Source organism: Paludicola sp. MB14-C6, from assembly GCF_030908625.1.
In the GTDB taxonomy this organism is placed as follows: domain Bacteria; phylum Bacillota; class Clostridia; order Oscillospirales; family Ruminococcaceae; genus Paludihabitans.
On sequence record NZ_CP133133.1, the window covers coordinates 100,974 to 116,089 of the forward strand.

Below are 15,116 nucleotides of genomic sequence, written 5' to 3' on the forward strand. Positions count from 1 at the left end.
CACCCTTGAAGCGACAAAACAGATGACATAATAAATATACATTTGACATACTAATATGTAATGAATATACAGAAATTACGTTTAATTATGCATAAATAATGTATAAAAATGGTAGATTTGTTCCCGAGAACGACGCACGTTGAAACGACAATAATGATGACGCGTTGTGGCAAAAACGATAAATAATCCACTTTGACCACAATATGTTGTGGTTTTGGAGCGGTTTTGAGGCTTAAAAACGGGCAAAAAAGTGCCGTTTTTGAGCCTCAAAAAATTACAAAAATATAGATGACATAGGGTAATATAAGTAAAATTCAGCGGAGGAGGTACGTAAGATATGGTTTTTAATGGGTATTTAATGAGTGGAGAAGAAACTGTTGCAGAGGTTAGAAATAATCAAGTAATTCCAATTCTAAAAGATAAAATGCCATTGTATCTTGCAAACGGTGGCAATTTTGAACAGTGGCTCGAATCTCGTGCAATTGATAGACACAGGCCAAATTCGCGCATTTTAAAGAAAATGTTACGTTTAACTGACACCAGCGATATTGCGTCAGTTATCCATTCACATGCAGCTACAATAACTGATAACTACTGGGTAAAATCAAATGACGAAGACTTGCAATATGGTGATATTGAATTTAAAGAAAATATTTTTGCAGATATATCTTTGACAGGTTCAGTAGACAGCTATAACAAGATTTTTACTAAAGAGCAATTATCAAGCAGAACTCCCGAGTTGACCAACATAGGAAGTTACGAAAAATGCTGGAAGTTTGAAAATGGTAGTTGGTATATGTATAAACAGGGTAGTGCACTAGAGCGTTTCTCTGAAGTCTTTATTGCTATCCTTTCAAAAAAGCTTGGCTTCCCTACTGCTGAATATTCTCCATCAGATAGCTTTATAAAAACAAAAGATTTCACAGAAGGCAAGAATAACTTTGAACCTATGGCGGCTCTTGTAGGTGACAACGAAGATTACTCATTTAATTATGATAAGCTAAATGCTATAGATTTAAATTTAGCAAAAGAGTATTTGGACATTTTGTTCATGGATACACTTTGTTTCAATATGGACAGGCACACTTATAACTATGGCTTGCTGAGAGATAGAGAAACGGGAAAGATATTATCTATGGCACCTAACTTTGATAATAACATAGCATTAATTTCAAGAGGATACGCAACTGAAGCAAAAAATTCATCTAATCTATTAATTGAGTTATTTGGAGAGTTATTAAAAAATAAAAGCATATCTTACAAAATACCTTACATTGATGAAACTATGATAAAAGAAATTGCAATAAAATCTTTACCTAATGAAAAAATTGACATTAAATATGTTACTGATTTTGTAATGGATAGGTCCGAAAGAATTGAAAGTCTGGTTCAAAGTTTAGAAATGAAGCCAAAAGAAAACTTGGGAATACAATTTAAATATTAAGCAATAACGGCACTGAGAAAATAATCTCAGTGCCGGTTTCGTATGAAAGGATATTATTATGAATAATAAAAAATTAACTATGATTCCTTCGCTTTATCAATTCAAGCAAAACATTAGTATTAACGGTGAAAAAATTAAAGTTGCAATATTACTTCCCAATAATTGTTCATCTGATTATTTGTATTCAATAAAATTAAAACTATCTTATTTCAATTATTTTGAAAATATCTGTTGTTTAACTTATAATTTTGATAATATAGAGAGTGAGAATGACATAAAAAACGTTTATGATGTCTGTAAAAAAGAGAAAATTGAAATGCTGATTTGTTACAGTCTAAATAATTTCTTACAAAATAAAGATCACCAATCATGTGTAAAAAACCTTTTTGTGAATTGTGATATTCCTGTCTACTTTATTGATGAATGTGTACTTTTAAAGGATAACAAGCTTATTCTTATATAATAAAAAATATTATGAAAGCTTTTTATAGCAAATAAAACCACAATAATTTAATATTAATGGAAATGTTATTTTTAAAGTTGTATAATGGAAAAATAAGTTAGATAAGTTAGCGTTGCACAGTCTAGTATTAAAAAACTAATTGCCTCTTAATTTATTATTAGACACAATGAAAGGCTGTGATAGAATTATGGTAAATGATCCAAATATGATGACAGCAAGTCAATTAATACATGCAATAAAAAACAGGCGCATTGGAATAGAAGAACTGATAAATTTTTATCTCAATCGCATTAGTAAATATGATGGCATTAACGGATTAAATACGATTGCGGAAATTGATGATACAGCTATAAAACAAGCACGTGCTATGGATGCAAAGAAGACAGGTTCAGACTTGTCGCTATTCGGATTGCCAATACTTGTGAAAGATAATATCGACGTTTGTGGACTTCATACAACGGCAGGAAGTCTTGCGCTTTCAGATAATATTGCCAGCAAAGATGCACCGATAGTTGCTAACCTGAAGAAAAATGGCGCAATAATTCTAGGAAAAACGAATATGACCGAATTTGCAAACTATACAACACAGGGAATGCCATGTGGGTACAGCTCAAGAGGAGGTCAGGTGAAAAACGCATATGATAAAACTAAAAGCCCAGGTGGTTCAAGCTCAGGTTCAGCGGTAGCTGTATCTGCGGGATTTTGTGCAGCCGCAGTTGGTACAGATACTTCTTTTTCAGTAGTTGGATGTGCAACTGATAATGGAGTCACAGGATTAAAACCACCTGCAGGGACATTGTCATCAGTCGGAATTATCCCTATTGCTCATACACTTGACAGTGCTGGAGCATTAACAAAAGATTTTCAGGATGCATATATGATATATTCGGGAATGTGTGAAAAACCTTTAGATAACATATTGCCTTTAAAAGTTAATTCTTTACATGTTGCGGTGAATATTTTTAATCAAGAACAGGTATCTGAGGCACAGCTAAAAAAGTATGATACACTTTTTAAGAGACTTAAAGATGATGGAGCGAATTTTGCAGAGATTTCACAGGAGTATGTTCCGTATCAGCAAGATATTATGAGTTGTGAATTTAGAAAAGATTTGGAGAAATATCTTCTTAATAGCAATGCAAGCCTTAAGTCTATCTCTGACATTGTTGAGTTTTACGAATCTAATCCTGAGCAAATGATGAGATACGGTATTACTTATCTAAAATCGGCTTTAAGTAGTGTTTCTACAGGACTTAATGATGAATTGTACTTGAAAGCTTTAGCTGAACGAAAGAAACTTAAAAAGCAAGTTTTGAAACAACTGCAAGAATATGATGTTTGCATAATGACTGGACCAACAAATATTATGCATTTTACAGGTTTACCATCCGTTGCGCTAAAATTAGGCATGGCAGAAGACAACACCCCTCGTGGAATTATTTTATATGGTTCAGATGAAGTACGCCTTTATTCCGCTGCGTTGACAATTGAAAAATATTGTCAAGAAGTTACACGCCCCAAATTATGAACATGATTGAATATAAAAAATACATATACTTTTCGTCGATAATAAGAAATACTGGAATTTGAAGCTTACATACAGAGAAGGTTTGGTGAAAAATGATTTATTGGTTCAAACAGCTTCCCAAAAAGGAAATTGATTTCACACATTGGACACCATTTATAAAAAACTCATGGTGTAGAAAACACTTCATGTTATTTGTATATAGCTTGCAATTGCTGCTTTTCATATCGGCTTCACTAGCTAATGTATGGAGTTTTTCAACTACGGTTGTTAAAGTTATTATTTTTGCTTTAGTATTTGTTATTCATGAATTGATACATATTATGGTTGTATTTAGAAAAGGAAATATAAGTTTGACATATTCAGGTATTTTCTTCTGGTTAAACACAGATGCTGTTTTATCAAAAGCACGCTTCTATTTTTTTATAACTTTACCATTCATAGTTTTGACGATTATTCCTTTAATAGCGTGTATGTTTGTCAGCGACTATTTTAAGGATATGCTAGTCTATATATTATGTATCAACGTAATTATTTCAGGTGCTGATATAATAAATTCTATTCTCATTTTGTTTAAACCTGCTAATTCAGAGTTTTGTTGTGGGTTTTACAATACTAAGAAACTATAATTTAAAATAGAATAATAAGATAAACAGAGGTGAAGTGCATGACACCACAACAAATAATTGACTATTGCCTTGCAAAAAGAGGAGCATACATAGATTATCCTTTCGGACCTGATGTGGTAGCAATTAAGGTTGGAAAAACAAGCGAGCGTTCTGGTAGAATTTTTGCACAGATTTTTAAGCTTAAAGGTATTGACACGGTCACTCTAAACTGCGATATGATGACAGGTCAATTTTATCGTGATTTGCTCCCCAATATAGTTGTGCGTGGGTATCATTGCCCAGCAGTTCAGCAACCGTATTTTAATACTTTCCCGTTAACCGACGATGTGACTGATGAACTTATAATTGAAATGATAGAACATAGCTACCAAACTGTTGTAAATAAACTGCCGAAATATGTACAGAAAAGTTTGGAGGATTAAATATGAAAGATGAAAAAATTAGTTTGTAGAAGATATAGAGAGGTATTTGCATAGTGAGGGGGTAATGATAATTAAATTTACAACAGAAGAAAGGAACTAATATGAAACTTGCACTATTAGCTGATATTCATGGCAATTACATGGCACTTGAAGCTTGTTTAAATTATATCGAGCAAAACTATTTTGATGGAATTATCTTTTTAGGTGATTATATTACCGACTGTCCATACCCACAGAAAACAATTTCACTATTAAAAAATGCAATGAAAGTACATCAATGTTGGTTTATAAGAGGAAATCGTGAAGAATATATGATAAACCATCATAAAAACTCAAATGATAATTGGTGCTATTCCTCACAAACTGGTTCTTTGCTTTATACATATGAAAACTTATCCAATGATGATATTACTTTTTTTGAGAATATGCCAATATTTAATACTATTAATTTTAAAAGCTGTAAACATATTGTTATATGTCACGGCTCACCAACAAGCATAAGGGAAATGCTTTTAGAAGGTGAAGAGAATTCTAATAATTGTCTTGAAACGCTTGAAGCAGATTATTTATTTTGCGGACATACTCATGACCCTTTTAAGTATGAATATAAAGGCAAGATGCTTACAAATTGTGGAAGCGTTGGTTTGCCAACAAACAACCAAATAAATTCACAATTTACTGCTATAGAATTCATGAGTAACAAATGGAAAATAGACTTGATTTCAGTACCTTACAATATAGATAGTCTTGTTAATGACTTTGAAGAAAGTGGTATTTATGATAAGGGCTTTTGGTGGTCTAAGTCTATTGTAAAAACCTTACAAACGGGAGTAAATTATTCAATGCTATGTATTCAAAAAGCTAGTGAATTGGCAGGTCAACGCAACGAACGTTTATCTGAAAAGCATTGGGAAATGGCGGCGAAAGAGTTGTATCTTTAATAATAAAATAGTTAAAATATTGTTAAAGTTAACGTAAAAATATAAAAAGGAGCAATAAACTATGCCAAATGGAATTAAAGATTATTATAATTTAGTGCAGATGCCTTGAACAGAAAGACTTCATACGCATACGATTTATTGAATCGAGTTGTTGGTGTTACCGATGCGAACAATGTAGAAACAAGATATGCTTATGATACTGTTGGAAACATGACTTCTCGTGTTGACGGCGCTGGTAGAACAACGAACTATGCTTATGATTTAGCAAAACGTATGACTTCTATAACCAACCCACTGCAAGAAGTCCAAAAAATAAAGTATGATTTAAATGGTAATCTATCTGAATTTACAAACCCAGATGGAACTAAAATCAAATATGATTATGATAAGCTTGATGCTTTGGTAAGCAAGAAATCTTCTGAAGATGCAACTGGACAAGCGTTATATGGCTACGATAAAGACGGTAGAAAAATCTCGATGTCAGATGTAGCAGGAACAACTAAATATGAGTATGACGAGATTGGCAGAATAACATCAGTAGCACTTTCTACTGGTGGAAAGATTGGCTATACTTATGACTCATACGGTAACCTAACAAAGTTAAGCTATCCAGATGGCACAGCAGTAACTTATCAATACGATGAGTTAGATCGGTTGGTTGGAATTGTGGATAGAACCAATCAAAAAACAAGCTATACTTATGATCTATCTGGCAATTTAACAGAAGTAGTGCGTCCAAATGAAACGAGCAGTACGATGCAATACGATGAGATGGGTAATATAATTAAGCTTGAAAACAAGAATAAAGGTGTTGTTTCTAGCTTTGAATACACCTATGATATGTCTGGTACGATCATAAAGGAAATTGCAACACAAGGAAAACAAAAGATTACTCGTGAATTTACTTATGATAACCTTGGTCAAATTACTAATATTGATGAAACCAACGGTAAGCTCACGACTTCCTATACTTATACTTATGACCAAGTTGGTAACCGCATTAAAGAGCGAGAAAAGCGTGGTAACAATGTAGTCAAAAATATTTCAAATGTGTTTAACGGCGCAGACAGATTAGTGAAATCTGAAAACACTGCAAACTGGGAAACAAAACGCACTACCTATGAATATGACAAGAACGGCAACATGATTAAAAAGAATATGCCATATGATAGCTATATGACATATAAATATGACAATGAAAACCGTTTGACAGCAATTAGAGATAAGCAAAATCTCTTGTTTGCTGCTTTATATGATGGTAATGGAGACCGTATCTTTAGTGTAACACCAAAATACAATACTGGTGGTTGGCATGATGATGGTAACAATGGTGGATGGCAAGTAAATAGCTCAACAAAGAACTATGGTACGACTGCGCAGACATCAGAAAAGGTTGACATTTCCTCTAAATATAAAGTAAACTATAATCAAAAGCTAGTCGATGAAACGATGCTGATTCCGAATGGTGTAAATCAATGGGGCAAAGAGCAATATGAGTTAACTGGTTATATCAACAACATCAATACGCAAAATACTCAAGTGTTGATGGAATATGGCTTTGACGGTAAGATTGGCAACAGCTATGACTATGGTTTAAATCGCAGCAGTATCATTAGCAAAGGAAAAAAGAACTACTATGCATATGATGGTCGTGGCTCTGTTAGCGAGTTATTAAACTCACAAGGTAATGTATCTATGGGATACAGCTATGGAGCTTTTGGCAAGACAACAATCACGACAAACCTTTATGTAGATAACCCATACCAATATAACGCTGAGTATGTAGATTCTATTCCTGGTGTACCTGGTATGCAATATCTACGAGCAAGATATTATTCCCCATATGAGGGCAGATTCTTCTCACAAGATACTGTTTTCGGCGACATGTTAAACCCACTCAGCCAAAACCTATATGCATATTGCCAAAACAATCCGATCATGTTTCAAGACCCTAGTGGAAGATATCAAGTTCCAGCTAGTATTCAAATGGCAGGTCCTGCCGCGGTTGCTTCTTATTTAGCAGGAATGAAGAAGAATGACCCATGTGTTCAAGCTAAGGCGGCTGTTGTACAAAAGAAAAAAGAAGCTGAAATGGCAAATGCTGTTATCAACAATCCACTGTATCAGCCAACATCCTCTTCATCCTCAACATCCTCCTCTTCTTCAAGCAGTGAGACTTATTCAAGTAATAATTGGTCTTCGGGAATTGATTACGGTCAAGCTGAGGCACAACGCAAGGCAGAAGCGGAAAGAATTGCAAAAGAAAAGAAAAAGAGAGACGCTAACTTTAAAGCTTGTACAGACCTTGTTAATGGACAAAAGTATGCACAAGAATTAGCAGAGATATATCAAAAAGAAAGCAAAGAATATGTTGATTATATCAATCAATTTAAAAAATCAATTCCAACACCAAATCCATTACAAACCCCAGATAATACACCAGAGTGGTTAGCTTTAATGATAGGGGAAATTATTGATACAGTTGATAAAATTGGAGACGATGTGCAAAATTTTGATATTAACAATAATAATGAAGAAGAAGTATTAAAGTCAAACTATTTTTCTGCTTACAAAGGAAAATTAGTTGTTAGACCGCCAATAGGAAATGATGCTTTTTCGTTTGGAGCCATGTTTATTGGACCCCAAAATGACATTGACACTGTTCAACATGAATATGGGCATACTGTACAATTCGATAAAATGGGAGCTGCTAAATATACTGCTTTTGTCGCTATTCCTTCAGTAACAAACTACAATCTTTCTAAGAAGGGTAAATTGCCATACGACTATTATAGTTACCCTTGGGAATACCAAGCAGATCAATACGGAAATGTAGATGCAACGAAAAGAAATTATAAGCCTTGGGTGGATGTAGCCAACAAGAATTACTCGGAATTAACTGAATTACCTGAAAAAATTATAATTAATTCTATAAAAAATTCTATTATTATGAGTTCAAGGAGATATTTAAATGAAAAATGTTTTTAGTGTTCTGATTGTTATTTTAATTTCAATTTTCGGTATAACTGGTTGCAATACAACAACCGATTATAAGTTTATACAATCAAATGATAAAATAGCAAAGATTGAAATTGTGATTATTAGTGATGCGGGGGATCACGATGGAAATTTATTATCGGAAGTTCAACCAATAACGGATGTTAAAAAAGAATTGATTGAAGAGGATGGTAAGAATTTAATTGAGGATTTAAAAATAGTAGACTGTTATAAAATACATAATCCTCCTAGGTATATAATCACAGGTTTAGAAGCGATAAAGATCAGTTACGACAACGGCGATTATGAGCTTATTAGTTATAGAGCCCAAGCTAGTTACCAAAATGGGATATATAATAGAGCTAGTCGTCACGGCTTTGATAAAGACCAATTTAATAAGCTTCTGGATAAATATTTAGATGAAAATTAGTTTCTGTTTTTAATTAGGGGGAATCAAATCTCAAACTAATTATTTCTAACGAGTCATTTTAACCACTTAATACAAACCAACCACCCGTCGAATACCGACGGGTGGTTTCTCTCTCTTGCAAACCACATTGCGAAATTGTATAATTATTACAGTATAATTCGGGGATATCCTCACCCCTCTTAGCCAAAACCTATACGCTTATTGCCAAAACAATCCGATTATGTTCCAAGACCCTAGTGGAAGATATCAAGTTCCAGCCAGTATTCAAATGGCAGGTCCTGCTGCAGTTGCTTCTTATTTAGCAGGAATGAAGAAGAATGACCCATGTGTTCAAGCTAAGGCAGCTGTTGTACAAAAGAAAAAAGAAGCTGAAATGGCGAATGCTGTTATCAACAATCCACTGTATCAACCAACATCCTCTTCATCTTCATCCTCCTCTTCTTCAAGCAGTGAGACTTCTTCAAGTAATAATTGGTCTTCGGGAATTGATTACGGTCAAGCTGAGGCACAACGCAAGGCAGAAGCGGAAAGAATTGCAAAAGAAAAGAAAAAGAGAGACGCTAACTTTAAAGCTTGTACAGACCTTGTTAATGGACAAAAGTATGCACAAGAGTTAGCACAGATATATCAAAAAGAAACTGTTCAAATAACTCAACTAGAAATACAAACAATTAACTTAATGGATGTTTCTCCAGAAAAGAAAGCTGAATTATTAAATTTGGTGAGAGTTCGTAAAGATAAGTTAACAGTTGAGGATATGGCTGGTATTGGTATTAAAATAACGAAGTTCAATTTAGCAATTCTAATAAATCCATATGTAATGCAGCAAAAAGGGTTAACACAAGGTGAAGCCCAGTTTTATGACTCTCAGAAAAGAGAAGCTGAAATAAAAAATGGTATTACCATACAAACTATGAATGCTTATGCTAATGGGTTAGCTAGTAATATTACACAAAATAGTGGTTCTGGTGAAGCTGGTATACGACCACCTTCTAGCTGGAACAAAACAAATGAGGGTGAGATAAGCGTTGTAAAAACACCATACGGCGATGCTGTTCAATCTCTTGGCAAAGAAGCAAAAACTGTTAAAACTAGTATCGAAAACGGAGGAACTGTATATCGTGGAGGGACACTTGGGAGATCTAATGCTGCTGAGGGACAATTCTGGGCACCGGAAAATCCACTGAATCCAGGATATGCAGATCGTTATGGAGTTGATTTTAGTAAGATTGATGTGATTATTGGTGGTAAAGTCAAGCCAAACTCAAATATTATAACACGACCAGCACCTGGCTTAGGAACTAATGGTGGTGGCGCTATTGAAATGGTAACGGATCCTAATAATGTGAAACTTGATTTCTTCTATATGCCATAAAGAAAGGGGCGATAAATATGTTTAATAGTAACCAAGAGCTTAGGAATTTTGCATCAATTATATGTGAAGAATTGAAACTAAATGATGAATTTGAGCTAGCTAATGAATTGAGAATGTGGAATGAAGTTTCATTTACAAGTTCAACTGAATTTCTTGGCGAACTTATGCTCATCTTAGAAAAAGTAATACTATTACCAAAGATATTGAGTATGAAACAACAAATTGAAGAGTGCCTGTCTACAATTAAAAAGGCACTTGGATAATCCACTATTTAATAACCTAGCATACAGTGAGTTTAAGCGGATTTCAGGCAACACCGACCACCTATATGACACACAAAGGGTCATTACGGCTACCTATTAAATCAAAACACCCGTCAATACAGACGGGTGTTTTCTCTCTCTTGCAAACTACAGAACAAAATTGTATAATTATTACAGTGGGGATTCTTATACAAGCAGTGAGACTTCTTCAAGTAATAATTTGTCTTCGGGAATTGATTACGGTCAAGCTAAGGCACAACGCAAGGCAGAGGAAGCACAAAGACGTCAAGCTGAGATTGAGAAGCAAAAGAGATACGTTAACTTTAAAGCTTGTACATCCTTAATAAATCCAGAAAAGTATGCACAGGAATATAAAGAACTGCTACAAAAAGAAAGCAAAGAATATAATGAGTATATCAATCAATTTCCATCACTTAATTGGCTGACTGCGGATGAACAATTATTATTTCAACACAGTGACTTTTTAGAATCGTTTACTGAACAAGAAAAGATAAAATTGATTGTATTGGGTAGAGAACGATCCATAACGATGGATGATATTAAGAAACTATATATCGATGAAGACTTAACCAATAAAGGGGTTATGGATTTCTTTAATACATCACTTAGAGCGAATAGATTTGGTATGACAACTACTGATTTGGATACTCATTTTCAGCAAGGGAAAAAAACAGAACGAAGCGCGCTACTGGATTTTGCAGGGATGTATGCAGCGGCGGGTTTGATAGCCAACTATAATGCAAGTGGTTCCAATTTCAGTAATGTTCCGGAGGGACAATTTAAAGGTTTCAATTTAGATAAGCCGAAAGTTAATAATAGTGGTGGCTCTATTGAGGGTGGGGTTAAGACAGACTTCTATGTGACTCCAAGTGGTACAGCGGTTCCTTCGACAGGTTATAGATATATGCCAAGAGAAGCTAACTATATTGAGAATTTGAAAAACACCATGGAAATACCTTCAAATGCTAAAGGAACATATATTACCTTTGATAAGTTTGATACACCAAACCCAGGAAGGCTCCAAGTACCACACGATGCCTCTATAAGAGGCTCATTTGGCACTTTACAAATCATAGATGATATTAGAATACCGAATGGTAATTGGGGAAAAGCCAAATGGTTAGAGCCTGTTACAAAAGATATCATAAAATATGGACCAGGTGGTGCAACACAAGCAATCACTAATCAAAAAATTAAACTCGACAGTTTAACAGACTTGTTGAAGTAAAGGAGAATAAAAATGTTATTTGCTAACCAGAACGACATTATTAGATGCTCAGAAATAGTTAGAAAAGAGCTAACAAAAAACAACATAGCTGTTAATGATAACGTTGTAAATAAGATAGCTATAGATGTAATGGATATCTCTTACTCAAAGGGTGGTGACTATTCAGACTCTGTTATTCAAAGTTTTGCGGAAACATACATTGAAGAAGGGTTCTATAAGAAATTCATTGAATAACAGATTAGATATTTGAACTATATCACCCTAAAACCTTTTTATACCACCTCTTTGACGGTAAGATTGGCAACAGCTATGATTATGGCTTAAACCGCAACAGTATCATCAGTAAAGGAAAAAAGAACTATTTTATTTTCGGCAATATGCTCAACCCACTTGCCAAAATTTATACGCATATTGCCAAAATAATCCGATTATGTTCCAAGACCCAAGTGGAAGATATCAAGTTCCAGCTAGTATCCAAATGGCAGGTCCTGCCACGGTTGCTTCTTATTTAGCAGGAATAAAAAAGAACGACCCATGCAATCAAGCTAAGGCGGCTGTTGTACAAAAGAAAAAAGAAGCTGAAATGGCGAATGCTGTTATCAACAATCCACTGTATCAACCAACATCCTCTTCATCCTCAACTTCATCAAGCAGTGGGGATTCTTATACAAGCAGTGAGACTTCTTCAAGTAATAATTGGTCTTCAGGAATTGATTACGGTCAAGCTGAGGCACAACGCAAGGCAGAGGAAGCACAAAGACGCCAAGCTGAGATTGAGAAGAAAAAGAGAGACGCTAACTTTAAAGCTTGTACATCCTTAATAAATCCAGAAAAGTATGCACAGGAATATAAAGAACTGCTACAAAAAGAAAGCAAAGAATATAATGATTATATCAATCAATTTAAAATGCCAGTTCCAACACCAAATCCAGCGGTAAGGGAAATGAGTAATTTGGATTCACTGGTATGGGAGTTAGGTCAGAAATGGAAAGATGTTATAGTTGAACCTACTGCTAATTTGATAAATGATATAAAAAATTTGGATGTAAATAATTCAAGTGAAGAGGCTGTATTAAATGCAAATTATATTTCAATGTATAAGGGCCAGACAGTTATTCGTGCAGATCTTAATTTTAACGGAAACAGATCTGGTTCATTTGGAATTATGATTTTAGATAAAAAAGAGGGTAGTGTCGAGTTTGGTGGAACTGAAGAAGGTGCTCGAACAGTAAAGCATGAATATGGTCATTTTGTTCAATTACAATATCTTGGAACATTAAAATATATAAAAAAAATTGCAATACCTTCAGTGTCTTCAAAGGCTACCCACGATGAGTACTACTCGCAACCATGGGAAAGAAGTGCTGATATTTTTGGGGGAGTACAGCGACCTAATTATCCGTACGCAGAAGGAAGTGCAGAACAATCTTTAGATTATTTGATAGGATGGTAGATATATATGAAATTAGTAAGGACTTTTTTAAAATCAATAATTATATGTTTTATTCTATTGATGTTAACTGCTTGCGACAATAGATTTAAATATCGTGATAATGATGTAAATTTGCATGATATAGCTACTAATTCTCTTTTAGGTGTGTCGGCATATGAATCAAATAAGATTTTTGTTGTTGAAACTGATGATTATGGTAGAAAGCTATTTGCATTTGAAGGATTTACAAGCAATGCAACTCCAGAAAATGGGCGAATTTTCGCATTGCTTGTTTCGCAAAAAACAACAGAAACTGATTCTTATTTCTATGACAATGTAAATTGCATATTTTGTAAATTCCCAAACTTGAATCAATATAAAAACATTGATGAGGAACAAGTGAAAAGTTGTTTTACGGATGAACAAATATCCACTCTAAAATCAATCAATGATTGGGATAAACCACTTAAAAAAAGTGGAATGTTTCACATTAAGACAACTGGACGAAAAAAAGATTATGTTTCAGACGGTAAACTAAAAGAAGCATTTTTGATGATTGCAACAGTAAGTGAATATGATAATAGTAGCATAGTGCCGCTTACCATAGATAAAAATGGTAAATCTATTTATTATATTAGAGTCAAACCTGTAGATAGTAAACGAGGTGACTATAAGTTTTCAAAGTCCTATATAATTATGTTTGATAAAAATGGTAAGGTTGACACCTTAAGAGGTATTATGGAAATTGAAAATGTCTGGGATTATCGAGGTCAATTAGAAACTTTTAAAGTTACGAATGCTTGGAATCAGTAGTAAATAGATAATTTATTAACATAATAAGATATTTTTCATCTTATTATGTTAATATTTCTTATAGTACTAATACGTATTACAGTAGTGATTCTTATAGCAGTAACAATAATTGTATAGATTACGGTCAAGCTGAAGCAGAAAGGAAAGCAAGGAAAGCACAAAGACGCCAAGCTGAGATTGAGAAGCAAAAGAGAGACGCTAACTTTAAAGCTTGTACATCCTTAATAAATCCAGAAAAGTCCGCACAGGAATATAAAGAACTGCTACAAAAAGAAAGCAAAGAATATAATGAGTATATCAATCAATTTCCATCACTTAATTGGCTGACTGCGGATGAACAATTATTATTTCAACACAGTGACTTTTTAGAATCGTTTACTGAACAAGAAAAGATAAAATTGATTGTATTAGGTAGAGAACGATCCATAACGATGGATGATATTAAGAAACTATATATTGATGAAGACTTAACCAATAAAGGGGTTATGGATTTCTTTAATACATCACTTAGAGCGAATAGATTTGGTATGACAACTACTGATTTGGATACTCATTTTCAGCAAGGAAAAAAAGCAGAACGAAGCGCACTACTAGATTTTGCAGGGATGTATGCAGCGGCGGGTTTGATAGCCAACTATAATGCAAGTGGTTCCAATTTCAGTAATGTTCCGGAGGGACAATTTAAAGGTTCCAATTTAGATAAACCGAAAGTCGGTGGAGGAAATGAATCAAAAGTACCGAGAACTGGTGAAGAATGGAATCAGTATTTTAAAGAAAAGTATGGTGCTGAAAATGTAACATGGGAAACCGCTCCAAAGAGTGTGAGCGAAGTAATTACAGCACCTCAGAAGGTTATAGGGCACTATCCCGAATATGTGGAGCTTTCAAAAAAACTTAATACAAAACCATTTTCTGTTCCTGACAACATATGGAATAAGATGACCTCTGATGAGCAGTGGGCTGCAAATCAAAAATTCCTTGATCGTGCAATTTCTAAAGGTACTGAATTTAACTTAGCAACTCCTATCGACAAAGTAAGACCAGAAAGCTATTTGCAGAAAGAAATAGAGTACTTAATGTCACAGGGCTATAAGCTTAGTAGTGATGGAACAAAGTTAATTAAATAAGGAGGT

Annotated in this window: 15 protein-coding genes; all 15 read left to right on the plus strand. The window is 34.1% G+C overall.

Features of this window, described 5'->3' with window-relative positions:
- The first annotated feature begins 337 nt into the window (after positions 1-337).
- The 15 genes from RBG61_RS00430 to RBG61_RS00495 all read left to right on the plus strand — a co-directional run bounded on the left by RBG61_RS00430 (position 338) and on the right by RBG61_RS00495 (position 15,110).
- Positions 338-1,444: a hypothetical protein gene (locus RBG61_RS00430; RefSeq protein ID WP_307944609.1), complete on the plus strand. Its 1,107-nt coding sequence runs from the start codon at positions 338-340 to the stop codon at positions 1,442-1,444.
- A gap of 58 nt (positions 1,445-1,502) precedes the next feature.
- Entirely contained in the window at positions 1,503-1,907 is a 405-nt protein-coding gene (locus RBG61_RS00435; protein ID WP_307944610.1) for a hypothetical protein, read from the plus strand.
- A 187-nt stretch (positions 1,908-2,094) separates the two neighbouring features.
- A complete protein-coding gene (locus RBG61_RS00440; RefSeq protein WP_307944611.1) occupies positions 2,095-3,435 on the plus strand; it encodes an amidase family protein in 1,341 nt (446 codons plus the stop codon).
- 320 nt (positions 3,436-3,755) lie between these two features.
- The gene (locus RBG61_RS13970; RefSeq protein WP_373889732.1) at positions 3,756-4,061 is read left to right on the plus strand and encodes a metalloprotease family protein; all 306 of its coding nucleotides are present in this window, start codon (positions 3,756-3,758) and stop codon (positions 4,059-4,061) included.
- A gap of 38 nt (positions 4,062-4,099) precedes the next feature.
- On the plus strand, positions 4,100-4,483 hold the full coding sequence (locus RBG61_RS00445) for an MmcQ/YjbR family DNA-binding protein (RefSeq protein ID WP_307944612.1): 384 nt from the start codon (positions 4,100-4,102) through the stop codon (positions 4,481-4,483).
- A gap of 101 nt (positions 4,484-4,584) precedes the next feature.
- The gene (locus RBG61_RS00450) at positions 4,585-5,424 is read left to right on the plus strand and encodes a metallophosphoesterase family protein (protein WP_307944613.1); all 840 of its coding nucleotides are present in this window, start codon (positions 4,585-4,587) and stop codon (positions 5,422-5,424) included.
- A 105-nt stretch (positions 5,425-5,529) separates the two neighbouring features.
- Positions 5,530-8,412, plus strand: coding sequence for an RHS repeat-associated core domain-containing protein (locus tag RBG61_RS00455; RefSeq protein WP_307944614.1), 2,883 nt, complete (start codon positions 5,530-5,532; stop codon positions 8,410-8,412).
- Positions 8,396-8,851, plus strand: a complete 456-nt coding sequence (locus tag RBG61_RS00460) for a hypothetical protein (protein ID WP_307944615.1) — start codon at positions 8,396-8,398, stop codon at positions 8,849-8,851. The genes RBG61_RS00455 and RBG61_RS00460 overlap by 17 nt, the downstream gene beginning before the upstream one ends.
- Before the next feature lie 220 nt (positions 8,852-9,071).
- Complete coding sequence (locus RBG61_RS00465; protein ID WP_307944616.1) at positions 9,072-10,226, plus strand: hypothetical protein; 1,155 nt, start codon at positions 9,072-9,074, stop codon at positions 10,224-10,226.
- 17 nt (positions 10,227-10,243) lie between these two features.
- Positions 10,244-10,489: a hypothetical protein gene (locus RBG61_RS00470; RefSeq protein ID WP_307944618.1), complete on the plus strand. Its 246-nt coding sequence runs from the start codon at positions 10,244-10,246 to the stop codon at positions 10,487-10,489.
- 160 nt (positions 10,490-10,649) lie between these two features.
- Positions 10,650-11,738, plus strand: coding sequence for a hypothetical protein (locus RBG61_RS00475; protein WP_307944619.1), 1,089 nt, complete (start codon positions 10,650-10,652; stop codon positions 11,736-11,738).
- A gap of 12 nt (positions 11,739-11,750) precedes the next feature.
- Entirely contained in the window at positions 11,751-11,972 is a 222-nt protein-coding gene (locus RBG61_RS00480) for a hypothetical protein (protein ID WP_307944621.1), read from the plus strand.
- Positions 11,973-12,168: 196 nt separating this feature from the next.
- Positions 12,169-13,191: a hypothetical protein gene (locus RBG61_RS00485; RefSeq protein ID WP_307944623.1), complete on the plus strand. Its 1,023-nt coding sequence runs from the start codon at positions 12,169-12,171 to the stop codon at positions 13,189-13,191.
- Positions 13,192-13,197: 6 nt separating this feature from the next.
- Positions 13,198-13,983 (plus strand): hypothetical protein, encoded by a 786-nt coding sequence (locus RBG61_RS00490; protein WP_307944624.1) that lies wholly within the window; start codon positions 13,198-13,200, stop codon positions 13,981-13,983.
- A 398-nt stretch (positions 13,984-14,381) separates the two neighbouring features.
- Positions 14,382-15,110: a hypothetical protein gene (locus RBG61_RS00495; protein ID WP_307944625.1), complete on the plus strand. Its 729-nt coding sequence runs from the start codon at positions 14,382-14,384 to the stop codon at positions 15,108-15,110.
- Positions 15,111-15,116 lie beyond the last annotated feature (6 nt).

Bases quoted from the DNA above. Each gene is read 5' to 3' on its own strand.
- RBG61_RS00430 (WP_307944609.1), top strand. From the start codon at position 338: ATGGTTTTTAATGGGTATTTAATGAGTGGAGAAGAAACTGTTGCAGAG.
- RBG61_RS00435 (WP_307944610.1), top strand. From the start codon at position 1,503: ATGAATAATAAAAAATTAACTATGATTCCTTCGCTTTATCAATTCAAG.
- RBG61_RS00440 (WP_307944611.1), top strand. From the start codon at position 2,095: ATGGTAAATGATCCAAATATGATGACAGCAAGTCAATTAATACATGCA.
- RBG61_RS13970 (WP_373889732.1), top strand. From the start codon at position 3,756: ATGGTTGTATTTAGAAAAGGAAATATAAGTTTGACATATTCAGGTATT.
- RBG61_RS00445 (WP_307944612.1), top strand. From the start codon at position 4,100: ATGACACCACAACAAATAATTGACTATTGCCTTGCAAAAAGAGGAGCA.
- RBG61_RS00450 (WP_307944613.1), top strand. From the start codon at position 4,585: ATGAAACTTGCACTATTAGCTGATATTCATGGCAATTACATGGCACTT.
- RBG61_RS00460 (WP_307944615.1), top strand. From the start codon at position 8,396: ATGAAAAATGTTTTTAGTGTTCTGATTGTTATTTTAATTTCAATTTTC.
- RBG61_RS00465 (WP_307944616.1), top strand. From the start codon at position 9,072: ATGTTCCAAGACCCTAGTGGAAGATATCAAGTTCCAGCCAGTATTCAA.
- RBG61_RS00470 (WP_307944618.1), top strand. From the start codon at position 10,244: ATGTTTAATAGTAACCAAGAGCTTAGGAATTTTGCATCAATTATATGT.
- RBG61_RS00480 (WP_307944621.1), top strand. From the start codon at position 11,751: ATGTTATTTGCTAACCAGAACGACATTATTAGATGCTCAGAAATAGTT.
- RBG61_RS00485 (WP_307944623.1), top strand. From the start codon at position 12,169: ATGTTCCAAGACCCAAGTGGAAGATATCAAGTTCCAGCTAGTATCCAA.
- RBG61_RS00490 (WP_307944624.1), top strand. From the start codon at position 13,198: ATGAAATTAGTAAGGACTTTTTTAAAATCAATAATTATATGTTTTATT.